This window comes from Arthrobacter sp. FX8 (assembly GCF_026723805.1).
Taxonomy (GTDB): Bacteria; Actinomycetota; Actinomycetes; order Actinomycetales; family Micrococcaceae; genus Arthrobacter.
This window is the reverse complement of the sequence record NZ_CP113505.1, coordinates 364048-381856: the sequence shown is the minus strand read 5'-3', so window position 1 is coordinate 381856 and position 17809 is coordinate 364048. Positions and strand designations below refer to the sequence as shown.

The 17809-nt window shown below is 66.6% G+C and carries 15 protein-coding genes and 1 pseudogene; 9 read left to right on the top strand and 7 right to left on the bottom strand.

Annotated elements, in window-relative coordinates; all coding sequences use genetic code 11:
* Positions 1-29: 29 nt before the first annotated feature.
* Both OUO20_RS01720 and OUO20_RS01715 read right to left on the bottom strand, forming a co-directional pair.
* The gene (locus tag OUO20_RS01720) at positions 30-176 is read right to left on the bottom strand and encodes an MFS transporter small subunit (RefSeq protein WP_018770535.1); all 147 of its coding nucleotides are present in this window, start codon (positions 174-176) and stop codon (positions 30-32) included.
* 1 nt (position 177) lies between these two features.
* Entirely contained in the window at positions 178-1563 is a 1386-nt protein-coding gene (locus OUO20_RS01715; RefSeq protein WP_018770536.1) for an OFA family MFS transporter, read from the bottom strand.
* A 262-nt stretch (positions 1564-1825) separates the two neighbouring features.
* On the opposite strand from OUO20_RS01715, the gene OUO20_RS01710 reads away from it, so the two are divergent.
* Complete coding sequence (locus tag OUO20_RS01710) at positions 1826-2314, top strand: SRPBCC family protein (RefSeq protein WP_268002695.1); 489 nt, start codon at positions 1826-1828, stop codon at positions 2312-2314.
* A 5-nt stretch (positions 2315-2319) separates the two neighbouring features.
* A pseudogene (locus OUO20_RS01705) lies at positions 2320-3995 on the top strand (FAD-binding dehydrogenase).
* A 73-nt stretch (positions 3996-4068) separates the two neighbouring features.
* Here the strand turns inward: OUO20_RS01705 and OUO20_RS01700 are convergent.
* Complete coding sequence (locus tag OUO20_RS01700) at positions 4069-4569, bottom strand: GNAT family N-acetyltransferase (RefSeq protein ID WP_268002694.1); 501 nt, start codon at positions 4567-4569, stop codon at positions 4069-4071.
* Between the two features lie 107 nt (positions 4570-4676).
* Here OUO20_RS01700 and OUO20_RS01695 point away from each other — a divergent pair, with 107 nt between their 5' ends.
* Complete coding sequence (locus OUO20_RS01695) at positions 4677-5567, top strand: potassium channel family protein (protein ID WP_268002693.1); 891 nt, start codon at positions 4677-4679, stop codon at positions 5565-5567.
* 31 nt (positions 5568-5598) lie between these two features.
* On the opposite strand, the gene OUO20_RS01690 is transcribed toward OUO20_RS01695, so the two are convergent.
* Positions 5599-6615: a LacI family DNA-binding transcriptional regulator gene (locus OUO20_RS01690; RefSeq protein ID WP_026265967.1), complete on the bottom strand. Its 1017-nt coding sequence runs from the start codon at positions 6613-6615 to the stop codon at positions 5599-5601.
* 206 nt (positions 6616-6821) lie between these two features.
* On the opposite strand from OUO20_RS01690, the gene OUO20_RS01685 reads away from it, so the two are divergent.
* The 5 genes from OUO20_RS01685 to OUO20_RS01665 all read left to right on the top strand — a co-directional run bounded on the left by OUO20_RS01685 (position 6822) and on the right by OUO20_RS01665 (position 12566).
* Positions 6822-8789 carry a glycoside hydrolase family 127 protein gene (locus OUO20_RS01685; protein WP_268003359.1) on the top strand — a complete coding sequence of 656 codons (1968 nt, stop codon included), beginning with the start codon at positions 6822-6824 and terminating at the stop codon, positions 8787-8789.
* Between the two features lie 39 nt (positions 8790-8828).
* Positions 8829-10115, top strand: a complete 1287-nt coding sequence (locus tag OUO20_RS01680; protein ID WP_056393237.1) for an ABC transporter substrate-binding protein — start codon at positions 8829-8831, stop codon at positions 10113-10115.
* Positions 10116-10176: 61 nt separating this feature from the next.
* Positions 10177-11136, top strand: a complete 960-nt coding sequence (locus OUO20_RS01675) for a carbohydrate ABC transporter permease (RefSeq protein WP_223994064.1) — start codon at positions 10177-10179, stop codon at positions 11134-11136.
* Positions 11137-11163: 27 nt separating this feature from the next.
* Positions 11164-12024: a carbohydrate ABC transporter permease gene (locus OUO20_RS01670; protein ID WP_056393234.1), complete on the top strand. Its 861-nt coding sequence runs from the start codon at positions 11164-11166 to the stop codon at positions 12022-12024.
* A 35-nt stretch (positions 12025-12059) separates the two neighbouring features.
* A complete protein-coding gene (locus OUO20_RS01665) occupies positions 12060-12566 on the top strand; it encodes a DinB family protein (RefSeq protein WP_268002692.1) in 507 nt (168 codons plus the stop codon).
* Positions 12567-12590: 24 nt separating this feature from the next.
* Here OUO20_RS01665 and OUO20_RS01660 read toward each other — a convergent pair whose 3' ends face one another.
* The gene (locus tag OUO20_RS01660) at positions 12591-13469 is read right to left on the bottom strand and encodes a CPBP family intramembrane glutamic endopeptidase (RefSeq protein ID WP_134165531.1); all 879 of its coding nucleotides are present in this window, start codon (positions 13467-13469) and stop codon (positions 12591-12593) included.
* A 90-nt stretch (positions 13470-13559) separates the two neighbouring features.
* The gene (locus OUO20_RS01655; RefSeq protein WP_268002691.1) at positions 13560-14609 is read right to left on the bottom strand and encodes a helix-turn-helix transcriptional regulator; all 1050 of its coding nucleotides are present in this window, start codon (positions 14607-14609) and stop codon (positions 13560-13562) included.
* Between the two features lie 183 nt (positions 14610-14792).
* Between OUO20_RS01655 and OUO20_RS01650 the strand changes: the two genes are divergently transcribed.
* Complete coding sequence (locus OUO20_RS01650; RefSeq protein ID WP_268002690.1) at positions 14793-15227, top strand: nuclear transport factor 2 family protein; 435 nt, start codon at positions 14793-14795, stop codon at positions 15225-15227.
* Between the two features lie 82 nt (positions 15228-15309).
* On the opposite strand, the gene ppsA is transcribed toward OUO20_RS01650, so the two are convergent.
* A complete protein-coding gene (gene ppsA / locus OUO20_RS01645; RefSeq protein ID WP_268002689.1) occupies positions 15310-17730 on the bottom strand; it encodes a phosphoenolpyruvate synthase in 2421 nt (806 codons plus the stop codon).
* Positions 17731-17809: the final 79 nt, after the last annotated feature.

Genomic DNA, 17809 nt, shown 5'->3' with positions numbered 1-17809 from the left:
ACGGCCCAACGCTGGCCCAGCCCGGGCGGCTACCCGAACAGCGCCGCCACCTGGGTCAGCGTTTGGAAGACCCCAAAGGCCAGCGGGATCCCCACCAAAACCCAAGCCAGTACCAGCCTGCCGGTGGACCGGCGGACCGGCTGGTGCGCGCCGTGGTTGTGTGCTGTGCTGCTCATTTCATGCCTCCAGGGAAGATTCGTGCCGCTCGGGGCGGCGTTCGTGGAACCGTGCATCGACGGGCTTGACCAGCAGGTTGGCCACGAACCCGATGACCAGCAGGGCCACCATGGTCAGCAGCGCGGGCTGGTAGGACGCGGCATTCAGCTGCCCGGGCTTGCCCTGTGCGTCCAGGATGCTGTTGACGATCAGCGGCCCGGCCACCCCGGCCGCGGACCAGGCGGTGAGCAGCCGGCCGTGGATGGCGCCTACCTGGTACGTCCCGAAGAGGTCCCGCAGGTACGCCGGGACGGTGGCAAACCCGCCGCCGTAGAAGGAGATGATGACGAAGGCAAGCACCACGTAAAGGGCGGTGGCGGTGGATCCGGCCAACGCCAGCACCGTATACAGCACGGCACCTACGCCCAGGTACACCATGTAGATGCGCTTGCGCCCCGTGACGTCGGAGGTGGCGGACCAGGCGAAGCGGCCCGACATGTTGCCGATGGACAGCAGCCCCACAAAGCCCGCAGCAACGCTCGCACTGACCAGGGACTTTCCGTCGGACTGCCGGAAGAAGTCCTGGATCATTGGCGCCGCCTGCTCCAGGATGCCGATGCCGGCCGTGACGTTGCAGAACAGCGCCACCCATACCAGCCAGAACTGCCGGGTCTTGATGGCGTTTTTCGCCGACACGTTCTCCGTGGTGACGAGCTTGGCCGCCTTGACCTTGGCGGGGTCGAACCCTGCGGGCCGCCACCCGTCGGCGGGCACCCGGACGGTGAAGGCGCCGAACAGCATGTAGGCAAGATAGACGACGGCGAGGGTCAGGAAGAGCTTGCCCACGGCATCGCCGCTGGCCACCCAGCCCTGGGCGCCGGAGTTCGGATCGTACGCCTTGAGCAGGGCCTGGGACACGGGGCTGGCGATCAGCGCGCCGCCGCCGAAGCCCATGATCGCCATGCCGGTGGCCAGGCCGGGGCGGTCCGGGAACCACTTGATCAGCGTGGACACCGGCGAGATGTAGCCGATGCCCAGGCCGATGCCGCCCACGAAGCCGTACCCCAGGTAGACGAGCCACAGCTGGTGGGTGAAGATACCCACCGAGCCGATCAGGAAGCCGCCGGCCCAGAACATCGCGGAGGTGAACATCGCCTTGCGCGGGCCGTTGGTGTCCACCCAGGTGCCCATGACAGCGGCGGAAAGGCCCAGCATCACGATGGCGATGGAGAAGATGACGCCGATCTCGGTCAGGCTGGCCCCGAAGTGCTTGACCAGCGCCGTCTTGTAGACGCTGGTGGCGTACGCCTGGCCGATGCACAGATGGACGGCGAGCGCCGCGGGCGGGACCAGCCAGCGGTTGAAGCCCGGCGGGGCGATGGAGTGGTCACGGTCCAGGAAGCCCATGGTTGATTCCCTTTGCTTGTCGATGACGTCGATGTCTGATCGATCCAGAGGCGAAAGGCCTTGTTGAACCCGGGCCCTTTGCCTTGGGCTATCATCATGCAAATCATCAGCAAACGTACTATTGGCGCGCCGAGCGGCAGGAATTGCGCGGCGAGCGGCTTGGTTGGCTGAGGCACTCCCCTGTCAGCCCTGCACAGCCCATCGGGCACGCACACGCAGCGCCTTGCTTTCCGCCCGCCGCGGCGGATGGCAGAGTGGGACGATGAGTGAGCAACCAGCCGCGCTGGTCCTGAACCTGGAGTGCACGGTCCCGTCCCCGCCGGAGACAACGTTCCTGCTGCTGACGGAACCTGCCCGGCTTGCCGAGTGGTGGGGCCCGCACGGCTTCAGTATCCCCGAAGTGGACATCAACCTGGTGGCGGGCGGGCGCTACCGGTTCCGCATGGCCCCGCCGGAGGGCGAACCGTTCCACCTCTCAGGAGAGTTCCTGGAGATCGATCCTCCCTGGCGCCTGGTCTACACCTTCGCCTGGGAGGAACCGGCGCCGGACGACACCGGGACCGTCGTGGACCTCTCCCTCGCCAGCACCGGAACCGGAACCCGGGTGGTGCTCTCGCAGGGACCGTTCCTCACGGAGGAGCGGCTGGAACTGCACCGGAACGGGTGGAGCGATTCGTTCGAAAAGCTGGCTCGTGCCGCCGGGAGCGCCGGCCGCTCCGGTGCCGCCGGCAGCCGGGACAACACCCGGTGACAGGCCTGGACGCGGACGTCATCATCATCGGCGGTGGCCTGGCCGGGCTGGTGGCCAGCAATGAGCTGGTCCGTGCGGGCAGGCGGGTGGCCATCGTGGACCAGGAAAACCCGGCCAACCTGGGCGGGCAGGCCTTCTGGTCCCTGGGCGGGCTCTTCCTGGTGGACACCCCGATGCAGCGGCGCCTGGGCGTGAAGGATTCCTTCGACCTGGCGTGGCAGGACTGGCAGGGTTCCGCCCGGTGGGACCGGCTTTCCGGCCCGCACCCCGAGGACGAGTGGGCGCAGCAGTGGGGCCGTGCCTATGTGGAGTTCGCCGCCGGTGAGAAGCGCGCGTGGCTGCAGGAACAGGGCATCCGGTTCACCCCGCTGGTGGGCTGGGCCGAGCGCGGCGACGGCAGGGCCGGCGGCCACGGCAATTCGGTCCCCCGCTTCCACGTCCCGTGGGGAACCGGCACTGGGGTTTCGGAGCCGTTCGCGGACAAGGCGCGGGCGGCCTCCGGGGCGGGCAGCGCCAGGTTCTTCTTCCGGCACCGGGTGGACGGTTTAACGTTCGACGGCGGCACGGTCACCGGGGTGCGGGGCGCGGTGCTGGCGCCTGATGATTCCCCGCGCGGGGTGTCCTCAAACCGGGATGTTGTTGCCGATTTCGAACTCCGGGCCCAGGCCGTGGTGATCGCGTCCGGCGGAATCGGCGGCAACCACGGGCAGGTTCGGCGCTGGTGGCCTGCGCGGCTGGCGACGCCGCCGCGGAAAATGGTCACAGGCGTACCGCAGCACGTCGACGGACGGATGCTGGACATCGCAGACGCGGCCGGGGTGCGGCTGGTGAACCGTGACCGGATGTGGCACTACACCGAAGGGATCCAGAACTGGAACCCCATCTGGCCGGACCATGCCATCCGGATCCTGCCCGGCCCGTCGTCCCTCTGGTTCGACGCCCTGGGCCGGCGACTTCCCTCCCCGGCCTGCCCGGCTACGACACCCTGGGCACCCTCCGCCTGCTCCGGACAACGCCGGAGCTCCAGCAGCACGACCATTCCTGGTTCATCCTCAACCAGCGCATCATCGAAAAGGAGTTCGCCCTGTCCGGCTCCGAGCAGAACCCGGACATCACCAACCGGGACCTCAAGCTACTGCTGAAGACCCGGCTGGGCCGCGGCGCGTCCGGTCCCATCGAGGCGTTCAAGGAGCACGGCGCGGGCTTTGTGGTGGCGGACAACCTGGCGGACCTGGTCCGCGGAATGAACGGGCTGACTGACCAGCCGCTGCTGGACCATGCGCTGATAAGGCGGCAGATCGAGGAGCGGGACGCCGAGATCAGGAACCCCTTCTCCAAGGATGTCCAGGTGGCAGGTATCCGCAACAGCCGCCGGTACCTGGGCGACCGGCTCTTCCGTACCGTCAAGCCGCACCGGATCCTGGACCCCGCCGCGGGCCCACTGATCGCCGTCCGGCTGCACGTTGTCACGCGGAAGACGCTGGGCGGGATCCAGACCAACCTTGACGGCCAGGCCCTCGGACAGGACGGCTCACGCATTCCCGGGCTGTACGCCGCCGGCGAGGCAGCGGGATTCGGCGGCGGCGGAGCCCACGGCTACAACGCGCTGGAAGGCACCTTCCTGGGCGGCTGTCTCTTCACCGGCCTGACCGCCGGCCGGGCGCTCGCCCGGGCGTTATGAACTGACTCCGCACTAAGGCCCCGCGCTGCACTCAGGCGGGCGCTGCACTCAGGCCACGGGCCGCCGTCGAACACTATTGGCTGCTGCGCCGGACCAACCGGAACTCCGGCAGCCCCTCCCACTCGGGTGGCAGCGTGTTGCGCCTGCCGTCCGGCCGGAACCCCTGCTTCAGGTAGAAGGCCAGGGCGCGGGGATTGTTCTCCACCACCCAGAGGTAGGCCGGGCCGGAGCCGACGGCGGCGCTCACCAGGGCTGCCCCAAGGCCCGTTCCGTAGGTCCGCCGGAGGGTGTAGATCGAGTAGAGCTCCACGGCTTCGGGGCCGTCGTCGTCCCGGCCCGGGCCGGCGTCTGCGAAGCCCACCAGTTGGTTGTCGCCGTCCAGCGCGAGGATCCGCGGCTCGTCAGTGGCCAGGAATGGCCGCCGGCGTTCCACCCGCTCGGGGATGCTGGCCCTGCGGCGGCGGAAGAATTCCGCAGAGAGCAGATGCGGGTAGCACTCCTCATGGGCCAGAGTCTGCATGAGCACCACCGCCTCGGCGTCCTCCGGTGTGGCCTGGCGAAGTCGAAAGTCCATGGCGCCAGCCTAACCAGTGGCCCCTCGCTCCCACGCCGTGTTCCGCCGTCGAACCTCTATGCCTTGTCCGGTCCCCGGTTGGGCAGCCCGCGCACTTAAGATGAGGCATGAACTTCGAGGACGCGCTCCTGACGGCGATTGGTGCCGCGCTGATTCTGCTGATGGTCGCCGACGTCTTCCATACCCTGCTGTACCCGCACGGCTCGGGCCCGGTGGGCCGGACCATCATGCGCGGATTCTGGCTGCTGTCCAGGAGACTCAGGGGCGGGGCGTCCTCCATCGCAGCCCCGCTGGCCATGGCGGCTGTCATCGCTGCGTGGGCGGCGCTGGCTGCCGTGGGCTGGGCCCTGCTGTACCTCCCCCATTTGTCGAACGGGTTCTCCTACTCGGCCAACGTGCCACGGCAGGCTGACTTTGCGGAGGCCCTGTACATCTCGCTGGTGGCCCTCTCCACCGCTGGATTCGGTGAGATCGTGGCCACGCACCCGCTGCTGCGGCTGGTGATGGCGTTCCAGGCCGTGGCCGGTTTCGGCCTGCTGACCGCCACGGTCTCGTGGATCCTGCAGACCTACCCGGCGCTGAGCCGCCGGCGCGCACTCGCCCACCAGTTGAACCTGTTCCGGGAAGCGGCGGGTCCGTCCGGCATCGCCTCACTTGATGCACGGCATGCAGCAGGACTGCTGGAATCCATGGCGGAGAACGTGGCGTCCGTGAGCATCGACCTCCTGTCCTTCCACGAGACCTATTACTTCCATGAGGTGGAGCAACGGGGCTCCCTTCCCGCCACCATCGCCTACGCCCACCACCTGGCCTCGGACGCCCAAGGCAGCGACAACCCCGAACTCCGGTTTGCCGGGCGCATGCTCTACGCGGCGCTGGACGACCTGGCCGAAGTGCTGCGCGGGAAGTTCGGCCACGTGGGAAGCACGTCCTCCGATGTGTTCGACCACTACGAGCTCCACCACAGGCACCGGCGGCCCCCGGAACCGCGGCCATAGCCGCAGGCGCTGCCAACCGTTTGCCGGCGGGTCACCCCCGCGGACCGGAGGACTCACGGACGATAAGGTCACAATCCACGATATGTACGCCCGGAAGGGGTATGCCGTCGAGCGCTGACAGCAGGGCCTCGCCCGCCCGCCTGCCAATAGTGGAGAGGTTCAGGTCAATGCTGGACAGATGCGGTCTGTACCCATCGGTGAACGGGGACCAGTTGTCCACGCCGATCAGTGCCACGTCGTCGGGGATCGACAAGCCATGCCGCTCAAGTTCGTAGGCGGCGCCACGTGCGATCTGGTCGCTGCCGCAGAAAATCGCATCGACGTCGGAGTGGCTGGCCAACAGCGCGCGGACCCCGTTGTGGCCCCATTCCTCCGTCCAACTGCCGTACCAGACATCCCCTACCGGCTCCAGTCCCTGGTCGGCCATTGCAGCGAGGAAACCGTCCGCCCGCAGGACCGCCGACGCGTGGTTTTCCAAGCCCGTGATATGGGCAATCCGGCGTCGCCCGGTCTTAACGAGGTGGTCAACGGCACGGCGGGCACCACCCCGCTCGTCCCCCGTGACGGAGCAGTCCCCCGGGTCCTTCGACGGCGCGAACGCATAGACTACCGGCACTGGCAGGTTTTCACCGAGCGGCGGCCGCGGATCCACTTTGCGGCCCACGACGATGATTCCGTCCACCTGCCGCGCCAGCAATGTACGCACGTAGTGCTGTTCCCGGATGGGATCGTCCCTGCTGTCACAAAGGAAGCAAAGCATCTCGCCCAGGCCCAGGGCGTCCTCGACGCCGCGCAGGATGGGGATGCTGAAGCGTCCATAACTGTCGGTGGTGATAACCCCCACGGTGTAGGTCCTGCCACTGCGGATGCTCCGGGCGGCACCGTTCGGCAGCCAGCCCACCTCCTCCGCGGCGGCGCGTACCCGCAGCCGGGTCGATTCCCGCAGTTGGCCCGTCCCGTTCAGCGCCTTTGACACCGTTCCGGTCGATACTCCCGCCCGCGCGGCTACAGCCGCGATGCCGGAAGAACGGAAACTATTTTCCGTCACAAGTCCCCCTTTCACCGCCGGACCAATTCCCCATAGAGCCGAAAAGTCGCTTTTCCGCCCGCATAAAGCCTAGCAGAAGCCGTTGACAGGTGAGACGCAGGTCACTTAGGGTTGGGCTTCGGAAGACGATTTCCTGATTTTCCGTTTCCGGCTTTTCCGGATTCTGTCCTGTCTCCCTCCGATTCACACTTTGGAAGAGGTCATTGATGACATCTGTTCACCACAGTCCAGCACCGTCCGCAGGGCAGGGTACCGGCGGCGGGACCGTAGCGGGGCCCGTCGGGGCGACGACGTCCAGACACTACGCGCTGCGCCCGCTGGCCTTCGATTCCGTGCAGCTGCGCCCAGAGGGACATCTGGGCAGCTGGCAGGAGCTCAACCGGACCTCCACCATTCCGCATTGCATCGACAATCTGGAATCCAGCGGCGCCCTCGACAACTTCCGGCGGCTGGTCGGCGAGAGCGACGCGGCGTTCCGCGGATTCTGGTTCCAGGACTCGGACCTGTACAAGACGCTGGAGGCTGTGGGCTGGGAGGCCGGCAGGCAGGCGGATCCGCGGTGGGAAGAGTATGTGGCGTCCATGGGCGAGCTGCTGGCCAAGGTGCAGGAGCCGGACGGCTACCTGAACACCTGGGTCCAGGGCGTTGAGCCCGGGAAGCGCTGGGACAAGCTGCAGTGGAGCCACGAGCTGTACACCGCCGGCCACCTGCTGCAGGCGGCAGTTGCCGTGGCCCGCACCACAGGCAACGGAGCCGTCGTCGAGGTGGCCCGCCGCGTCGCCGACTGCATCGTGGAGAACTTCGGCCCCGGCGGCGCCGAAAAGATCGACGGGCACCCGGAAGTGGAAACCGCATTGGTGGAGCTCTACCGCCTGACCGGAGACAAGCGCTACCTTGAAACGGCCGTCCGGCAGCTGGAACTGCGCGGGCACGGCATCCTCCCCGACGACAGGTTCGGCCGCCAGTATTTCCAGGACCACCTTCCCATCCGCAAGGCGGCCCACGAGGCAACAGGTCACGCAGTGCGCCAGGTCTACCTCTCCACCGGAGTGGCCGATGCCTACCTCGAAAACGGGGACGCATCCCTACTGGAGGCCGCGGAATCGCTGTGGGAGAACATTTTCACCCAGAAGGCCTACCTCACCGGGGCGCTCGGATCCCGGCACCGGGACGAGGCATTCGGCGACGCCTTCGAGCTGCCGCCGGACCGCGCCTACGCCGAAACGTGTGCCTCCATCGCGAGCCTGCACTTCAGCTGGCGGCTGCTGCTGGCAACCGGCAACAGCAAATACGCCGACGAGATGGAGCGGGCCCTCTACAACGGCATCGCCGCTTCCACCTCCGTTGAAGGCAACAGCTTCTTCTACTCCAACCCGCTGCAACTGCGCACCGGCCATGACGGCTCCACCGAGGATGCGCCGTCGGAACGCCTGTCCTGGTATGCATGCGCCTGCTGCCCGCCGAACCTCGCACGCCTCGTGGCATCCCTGCACCATTACGTAGCCACGCAGGATGAGTCCGGCCTTCAGCTCCAGCTGCTGCACGACGGTGAGATCCGCGCCTCAGGTGAACCTTTCGGCGGCGAAGTAACTGTTGCCACAACCACCGAATATCCCTGGGACGAAAAGGCCAGCATCGAGGTCACGGCTCCTGCCGGCGAGTGGACGCTCTCCGTGCGCATCCCTTCGTGGTGCAAGGACCCGGAGGTGACCATCGGCGGAGAGCCCATCGAGGCAGTGACTGATGCATCCGGCTACCTCCGGCTCAGCCGCGACTGGGAAGGGAGCACCATCGTCTTGCTGACACTGCCGATGCCTGTCCAAATTGTTAGCGCTCATCCCCGCGTCGATGCTGTGCGCGGCACGGTCGCCCTGGTCCGTGGCCCCGTGGTCTACTGCCTCGAGCAGCATGACCAGGCGGACGGCGTCGTGCTGGAAGACCTTGCGGTCGACGCGGCCGCGCCGGTGGAAATTGCAGCGGCGGAGGGCATCCCCGGGGTGCGCACCGTGCTCAAAGCCGCAGGCGTCGCCCGTCCCCAGTCGGAGCAGGTGCTCTACCGCACCTCCGGAACGGAAGCCGCGGAACAGCGGCCCGTCGAACTGACTGCCATCCCGTATTTCCGCTGGGCCAACCGTGGGCCGGCCGCCATGCGGGTCTGGATCCCCCTCGCCTAGTTGCACCTCCCACCCATCCCTATGAAGAGGAAACGGCATATGAAACGCACAAAACTCGCTGCAGCACTGGCGCTGGCGGCATCCCTCACCCTCACGGCCACCGGTTGTGGCAGTTCCTCCGGCTCCGACTCCCTGCAGGCCTCCTCCGGGGAGCCGAGCGGGACCATCACGCTGTGGGCCCGCGATTCACAGAAGGGGTTCATGGATCTGCTCGCGGACGCGTACAACAAGTCCCACAAGGCGCAGGTCCAGGTCACCATCGTGCCCAGCGGAAACTTCGTGCAGAAATTCGGCACGGCAACCGCTGGCGGGTCGGGCCCGGACGTGGCTTCCATCGACCTGGTCTACCTGCCCTACTTCGCCTCCACCGGGGTCCTCCAGGACATCACCGACGACGCCTCGAAACTGCCGTACAAGGACAAGCTCAGCCCGTCGCACGCGCGCCTCTCCACGTGGGAGGACAAGACCTACGCCCTGCCCTTCACGGCCGAAGCATCCGTGCTGTTCTACAACAAGGATCTCTTCCAGAAGGCCGGCCTTGACCCTGCCAAACCGCCGGCAAACTACGAGGAGATCCTTAACGCCGCCAAGAAGATCCGCGCCCTGGGCCCCGACACCTACGGCTTCACGATGGCCGGCCAGTGCGGCGGCTGCAACATCTTCGAGTTCACCCCCAGCGTTTGGGCCAGCGGCGGCGACGTACTCTCCGACGACGGCAAGACCGCGAAACTGGACTCTCCCGAGGTCACCAAGGCGCTGACGTTCTACAAGCAGATGCACGACGCCGGCGTGATGCCGGAGGCGGCGAAGACCGACTCGGGCACCGCCCAGCCGGCCCTGTTCCAGGCTGGAAAAGTGGGCATGGTGGTGCTCGGCGCCTTCTTCACGCAGACGCTGAACACGGACAAGAAGGTTGACTACGGCATCGCCCCCATCCCGGGAGAGAACGGCGGCTCAGCTTCCTTCGCGGGCGGCGACAACATCGCGGTCACCACCGGGTCAAAGAACAAGCCTGCCGCATGGGACTTCGTAAAGTGGGCCACCGGCGACGAGGCCCAGACCCTGCTGGCGAAGAACTCCATCGTCCCGGTCAGGACTGACCTCGTAAAGAGCGTCTACGCCTCGGCAGACCCGCGCAACGAGATCTTCAGCAAGGCGCTGGAGACCGGCAAGACGCCGTACAGCGTCGTGGAAAACAAGCTGTTCAATGACAACAACGGACCATGGGCAACCATGATCAACGAGGCCGTGTTCGGCGGCGACATCCAGGCCGCGCAGCAAAAGGCGCAGCAGGCCGCCCAGCAGATCATCCAGACCGGACCCTGACATCCACGGGTGCTGCCGCGGACCCGCGGCAGCACCCGCCTCGTCCTCAAGGAGACCTACTTTGGCACACCACACCACCCTGACAACGCGCCCCGGCAAGCCCCAACGCCCAACGGCGCCCCTACGTCCGCCACGGAGCCGGCGGACCCTCACCACCTCGCGCAGCAGGCTCGGCGCGTTGGTGGTCGCCCCCGCGCTGATCCTCCTCACCGTCTTCTTCTTCCTGCCCGTGGTCCTGATGCTGTGGATGTCCCTGAACCGCTGGCCGCTGCTGGGCAAGATCAGCTTCATCGGCCTGGGCAACTACGCGACGGCGTTCCAGGACCAGGACTTCCTGCGGGCAGCCGGGTTCACCCTCCTCTACACCGTGATCATGACTCCCCTGCTGCTGGTCATCGGGATCGCGCTGGCGCTGCTGATCCGGCGTCCGGGCAAAGCTTCCAGAATCTTCCAGTCCATCTATTTCCTGCCGGTGGTGGTCGGCTTCGCCGCCGCCGGTTACCTGTGGCTCTTCATGGCCCAGCCCAACATCGGGCCCCTGCTGGACCTGCTTACCCGCGGCGGGCTGGCCTCGCACTCGGACAACTGGTTCGGAAGCTTCGCCGGAGCGCTGGGCATCGTGTGCGCCATGGTGGTCTGGAAGGTTGCCGGCATGCAGATGCTGCTGCTGAACTCGGGCTTGCAGTCCATCCCCGTGGAGCTCGAGGAAGCGGCCAGGATCGATGGTGCAAGCCGAACACAGGTGTTCCGCTACATCATCCTGCCGCTGCTGCGGCCCACCCTCGCGCTGGTGCTCGTCTTTTCGGTAGCCGGCTCACTGCTGGCCTTCGACCAGTTCTACATCATGACCAGCGGCGGCCCGGCGAACCAGACCATCACCGCGGTGTACCACATCTACCGGGTGTCCTTCCAGGGTTTCCAGCTCGGCTATGGCGCCGCGCTCTCTGCCCTGCTGATGATCGTGCTCGCGGTCGTCAGCGCCATCCAGATGCTCATCCTCCGCAACTCGGACCACAACTAGTCCAATCCATCGGAAACGGACCCCTCCATGACTTCACTGCAGTCCAGACTCCGCCCGGTGCCGCGCACGGCCTGGTGGATTATCAACCTCAGCCTCGCGGCCCTGTTCCTCTACCCGTTCTGGGTAGTTCTCTCACAGTCGATCAAGTCCCCTGCCGAGGCTGCTGCCGCGCCGCCCACGCTTTTCCCGGGTTCCTTCTCGTGGGGGAACTTCGCGAAGCTATTCGGCAACGAGAACGGCGGTGCGGGCTTCGTCCAGCAGTTAGGCAACAGCGTCCTCGTCTCAGTTGGCGCAACGCTCCTGACGATCGTATTGAGCACGCTGGCCGGCTACGGCTTCGCCAAACTGCGCTTCCGCGGCAGCAACCTGCTGTTTTTCGCTACCCTCGCCACCTTCATGATCCCTTTCCAGGCGGTCATCACTCCGCTGTACCTGGTGCTGCACCAGATCGGCCTGACCAACAACCTCCTGGGCCTCATGCTGGTGTACACCACCTTTAACCTGCCATTCGGTATCTTCCTGATGAGGAATTCCTTCGCAGCGCTGCCGGCGAGCATTGAGGAAGCTGCCCTGGTGGACGGGTGCAGCGTGCTGCGTGCCATGGTCCGGGTGCTGCTCCCCGTGGCCATTCCGGGGGTGATCAGCACCGCGCTGTTCACCTTTTTCGCCTCGTGGAACGAGTTCTTCGCCGCGCTGATCCTCATGACAGACCAGTCCAAGTACACCCTTCCGGTGGCCTTGAACGTGCTCTCCAGCGGCACTTTCGGGACCCTGGACTGGGGGGCACTGCAGGCGGGCGTCGCGGTGACGATCGTCCCGTGCATCGTTATCTATGTCCTGCTCCAGAAGTACTACGTGGGAGGCATGCTTACGGGGGCGATGAAGTAAGCCGCGTTCCCTTTCCGGCTTGCTAGGGTCTGCTTATGGCTTCCCACTCCCACTCGATGGACGACGTCATCAACGAACCTGCGCGTGTCCAGTTCGAGTTCTTCCTGGATGAGCACCGGGCCGCGCTCAACGGGTGCCTGGACGGGCTGACCGAGGAGCAGGTCCGGCGTCGGCTGGTTCCCTCCCGCACCACACTGCTGGGGCTGGTGAAGCATGCCACCTTCGTGGAGAAGGTCTGGTTCGACGAAGCCTTCACCGGCCGTCCCCGCAGCGAGATCGGCATCCCCGCCACTCCTGACGAGTCGTTCATCCTGGACGACGGTGACACCATCGACTCCGTCCGGAAAGCCCACCGGGACGCGTGCGCCGCGTCCCGGGCTGCTGCCGCCCCTCTGGGCCTCGACGACGTCGTGACCGGCAACCGGCGGGGACCGCTCCCGCTGCGCTGGTTGTACCTGCACATGCTGCGGGAACTCGCCCAGCACTGCGGCCACGCGGACATCCTGCGCGAACAGATCCTGGCCGGCAAGGGCGCGGACTGAGATGCCGCCTCGGCCTCGCAGCGCTCAGGCCGGCGCCGTCGTCGTTCTTTGTTTTGTGAGGTCCCCGCGGCGGGCAAGGGCCACGGCAGCAACCAGCAGCCACATGGTGGCCGCCTGGCCCCAGGGATAGACCTGCTGCGGAATGCCAGGTGTCAGCGGGTTGAGGATGTACTGGAACGCCGCGAGGCTGACGTGCATCAGCGCTGCCAGAAGCATGCTGCCTGTATGGTCGTAAACCCACACCATGAGCACTCGGTACGCCGTAAGCTGGCCGACGAGGACGGCCACCAGCCACAGCGACAGGAAGATTCCCAGGGGCACCCCGCCATTGGTCCCGCCCCCACCCCAATAATTCACGAAGAAGTGCCACGCACCCCACAGCACCCCCACCAGGATTCCCGTCCACAGAACACTGAAGCGCTGCCTCGCCTTGGGGATGGCGAAGCCGGTCCAACCGATTTCCTCGAGAAATCCCGCCGCCAGCCCGATGGCCAGTCCAGTGATGATGGTGCCGCCCTTATCTGTAGCCGTGGCGATCCGAGGCGCGTAATCCGGGGACGCCAGCCAGAGCACCAGCACGAACGCGGCCAAACAGACCGGCGCCACCAGCAGGGCCAAATACCAGCGCCCGCCCACACGCCATCTCAGCAGCCTCGCCCGAAGGTCCCGGTAGCCAGCCCGTCCCGACACAACTCCGGTAAGCACCAGGCTGGCCAACGCTGGTCCGAGCAGCATCGCCGGCACGGTTACGGGGATGGTGAGCTGGAACTGCTCCGGCGTAGGCGACAGGCCGCCCGTGACAGCCCACACCGCCAGCACAATGGCGCCCCACGACAAGAGGAAGGTAACAACGTAGTACCACCACAGCGGGTGCGTGCGCACCGATTCCGCCAAGGCATGCATGGGATCCTCCGGTTGCCGGCTGTACCTCCAGCTTCCAGGGCGGGCGCCCCCTGACACAGAGTCCTCGGACCCGTTAAAACAGACTGCCGGTCAGGCCACGAGCCTGGCCACCAGCTCGCCGCGGCTGCCGACGCCCACCTTTTCAAAGAGCGATTTCAAGTGGTCGTGCACCGTGTGCGGCGAGATAAACAGGTGCCGGGCGATCTCCGCCGTCGAACTTCCGGCCAGCACCTCCAGGCAGACATCCCGTTCCCGGGCGGTCACGCCGTACGCCATCAGCAGCAGGGCCACGAGGTCGTGGGTGGTTGCCGGTTCCACGGTGACCACCATCTGTTCGGGATAATCGCCGGTGATGAGGCGGCTGGCCTGCAGCACCACCCAATTGTTCCCGGCGTCGCGCATCCTGGCCCGCGCCGTCCCGGATGCCGCCGCATGCGCCTGCGCCACCACCGAATAAAGCGTCTGGCTGAAGCGCCCGGGCGCAGCGTCCTCCACCTGGGCAAGCCAGGAGGCGGCGGCCGGCGTGGCCGCGCGGAGGTCACCGTGCAGCCCGGCCAGGACAATGACAGGCCCCACGGCGGCCGGTCCCGCCGGGTGCGCCACGCGGACGGCGGCCCTGGTGGCCGACGCGAGCGTGGCAGTCACCGCGCCCAGGAATTCCACCTCCCGGTCGGTGAAGTCGCTGCCGCCTTCCCGGAAGATGCTCCCCACGCCCCAGCACAAGTCGTCCACGCGGAACGCGGCCCGCAACTCATGCTCGAAGCCCAGCGGCTTGATCAGGTCGTTGATCCGGACGCTGCGGACCACCTCACGGTGCGGCGCATCCGAAATCCTCGCGATGGGGCGGGGCCGGCGCAGCAGCTCGGCGAAGGTGTTGGGTTCCCGGCCTGTGTATTCGGACTGGGCAAAGCGGAGGAAATACTCCTCAAACTGGCGCCCACCCACCGGCCACGGCAGCCAGTTGGTAACGGAGGTCATCACCATGGAGGCGGGGTCGACGGCGGCCCAGCACCCTTGCTCGAACGGCACCTCCCGCTGCACCGCGGCCAGCGCCGAGGTATAGAGGTCAGGCAGGTCCATCCCGCCGGCGGCCATGGCGGCGATGTCCCGCCGGGCACGCTCCGCGCGTTCCTCCCACATACCTCCAGTATCCGCCCGGCAGGCAGGCCGGCAATCCCCCAAATGGGTGGTTTTCCAGGCGCCCCGAAACCCCTGGTGCGGGGATCGCGGGGGTGTGTTCCGCCGTCGTACTTTTCCTTTTACGGACGCCGCACGAAGCGGGCCGTCCGTAGAGGAAAACCGGGAACCACAATGGAGGCTGCAATGGGACAGGCACGTGACGTCATGGGCCGGCTGATGACGGCCATGGACGCAAAGGACAGGGATGCGCTGGCAGGCTGCTACGCCGAAGGCGCCGTAATCAGCACTCCGGACCAGGGAGAGATCTCCGGCCGCGAGGCGATCACCAACTATTTCCTCCACTTCTGGGAGGCCATGCCGGACGTCACGTACCAGCAGGTGGCCACTCATGAGGCCGGGGACGTTGCCATCCTGGAGGGCTTCGTGGTGGGCACGAACACCGGGCAGCTGAACTTGCCCACCGGCTGGACGCTGCCGCCGACAGGAAAGCAGGTCCGGGTGCGAAGCTGCGACATCACCAAAGTGGAGGCAGGCCTGATCACCGCGCACCACGCCTACTTCGACCAGATGGAACTTCTTGGCCAGCTGGGGCTGCTCCCCGAACCGTCCAACCAGTGAAACCGTCCAACCAGTGAAGGCGGTTCCGTCACCACCTGTAGGCAGTGGCGGAACCGCCCCTTTAATCCTCAAGCGTTTCTGGTCAGGCTGCTCCGACGGCGGCCACGGCTGCACCTTCCGAAGCGTCAGCTGAGGCCCCCGCGAGCCGAAGCCAGGTGTCCACCACGGTGTCCGGGTTCAGGGAGACGGAGTTGACGCCTTCCTGTACCAGCCACTCGGCGAAGTCGGGGTGGTCGCTGGGGCCCTGGCCGCAGATGCCGACGTACTTTTCGCGGGCCCTGCAGGCCTTGATGGCCATGCTCAGCAGCTTCTTCACGGCCGGGTCCCGCTCATCGAAGCTGTTGGCCACAATCGCCGAGTCCCGGTCCAGGCCAAGGGTCAGCTGGGTCATGTCGTTGGAGCCGATGGAGAAGCCGTCGAAGTACTCGAGGAACTCGTCGGCGAGCAGTGCGTTGGAGGGAAGTTCGCACATCATGATCACCTCGAGGCCGTTCTCGCCGCGGCGCAGCCCGTTCTCGGCGAGCAGTTCGATGACGCCCCGCGCCTCGTCCAGGGTGCGCACGAACGGGATCATGAGCTTGACGTTGGTCAGCCCCATCTCGTTTCGCACGAAAGAGAGGGCCTCGCACTCAAGGTCGAAGCAGTCCCGGAAGGACGGCTCCAGGTAGCGGGACGCGCCGCGGAAGCCGATCATCGGGTTCTCTTCATGCGGCTCGTACGCCGGGCCGCCGATGAGGTTGGCGTACTCGTTGGACTTGAAGTCGGACATCCGGACGATCACCGGTTCCGGCGCAAAGGCGGCGGCGATGGTGGCCACGCCCTCGGCCAGGCGCTTGATGTAGTACTCGCGGGGGCTGTCGTAGGCGCTGATCCGTTCCCGGATCTCGGCGGCCACATCCGCAGGCTGGCTGTCCAGGTTCAGCAGGGCCTTGGGGTGGATGCCGATCTGCCGGTTGATGATGAACTCCAGCCGGGCCAGGCCCACGCCGTGGTTGGGCAGCTGCGCGAAGGTGAACGCCTGTTCGGGGGTGCCCACGTTCATCATGACCTTCACCGGCGCCTCGGGCAGGTTGGTGATGCCGGTTTCCTCAACGCTGAAGTCCAGCAGGCCCTCGTAGATGGCCCCCGTCTCGCCGTCGGCGCAGGACACGGTGACTTCCTGGCCGTCGGACAGCGTGTCCGTGGCGTTGCCGGTGCCCACGACGGCGGGAATCCCCAGTTCGCGGGCGATGATGGCGGCATGGCAGGTGCGCCCGCCGCGGTTGGTGACGATGGCGGAGGCGCGCTTCATGATCGGTTCCCAGTCGGGGTCGGTCATGTCCGCCACCAGCACGTCGCCGGTTTGGAACGACGCCATCTGGTCGATGGCGGTAAGGATCCGGACCTTGCCGGCCCCGATCCGCTGCCCGATGGCCCGGCCTTCCACCAGCACCGGGCCGGTTGCGTTCAGGCGGAAACGGCTCATGCTGCCCGGGGCCCGGCGGGACTGTACGGTTTCCGGGCGGGCCTGAAGGATGTACAGGCCGCCGTCGGTCCCGTCCTTGCCCCACTCAATGTCCATCGGACGGCCGTAATGCTTCTCAATGGCCACGGCGTGGCGGGCAAGCTGCTCCACGTCGTCGTCCGTCAGGCTGAAGCGCGAGCGCAGCGAAGCCTCCACCGGCACGAAGTCGATGGTGCGGCCGATCTCGCTGTTGTTGGTGTACGTCATCTGCAGGGCCTTCTCCCCCAGGCCGCGCTTGAGGATCGCCGGGCGGCCGGCCGCCAGGGCGGGCTTGTACACGTAGAACTCGTCCGGGTTCACCGCACCCTGCACCACGGCTTCACCCAGCCCGTAGGAGGAGGTGACGAACACGGCGTCCTGGAAGCCGGACTCGGTGTCCATGGTGAACATGACGCCGGAAGCGCCGACGTCGGAGCGCACCATGCGCTGGATGCCGGCCGAGAGTGCCACCTCGGCGTGTTCGAACTTGTGGTGCACGCGGTAGGCGATGGCGCGGTCGTTGTAGAGCGACGCGAAGACGTCCTTGATGGCCTGCAGGATGTTCTCGATCCCGCGGACGTTCAGGAAAGTCTCCTGCTGCCCGGCGAACGAGGCATCGGGCAGGTCCTCCGCCGTGGCGCTGGACCGGACCGCCCAGGACAGGTCCGCGGAGCCGGCATGCTTGTCCACCAGCTGCTGGTACGCCTCGCGGACCTGTGCTTCGAAGTCGGGCAGGAAGGGCGTTTCCCGGACCAGGGAGCGGATTTCCTGGCCGGCGGAGGCCAGGGCCGTCACGTCATCCGTGTCCAGCCCCACCAGGCGATCGGCGATCTTCTGGTCCAGTCCGGAGTCGGACAGGAACCGGCGGTAGGCGTCTGCCGTGGTGGCGAAGCCGTCCGGAACCTGGACGCCGGCCGAGGTCAGGTTCTGCACCATCTCGCCCAGTGAGGCGTTCTTGCCGCCCACCTTGTCCAGGTCCTTGAGTCCAAGTTCAGAGAACCACAGAACGTCTGTCGTCATGATTGCTGCTCCTTTGCAGTGGGTGGCGTAAGCAATGCTGGCCGTCACGGTAGTGCCGGCCGGAAGAAAAACCCTGTCA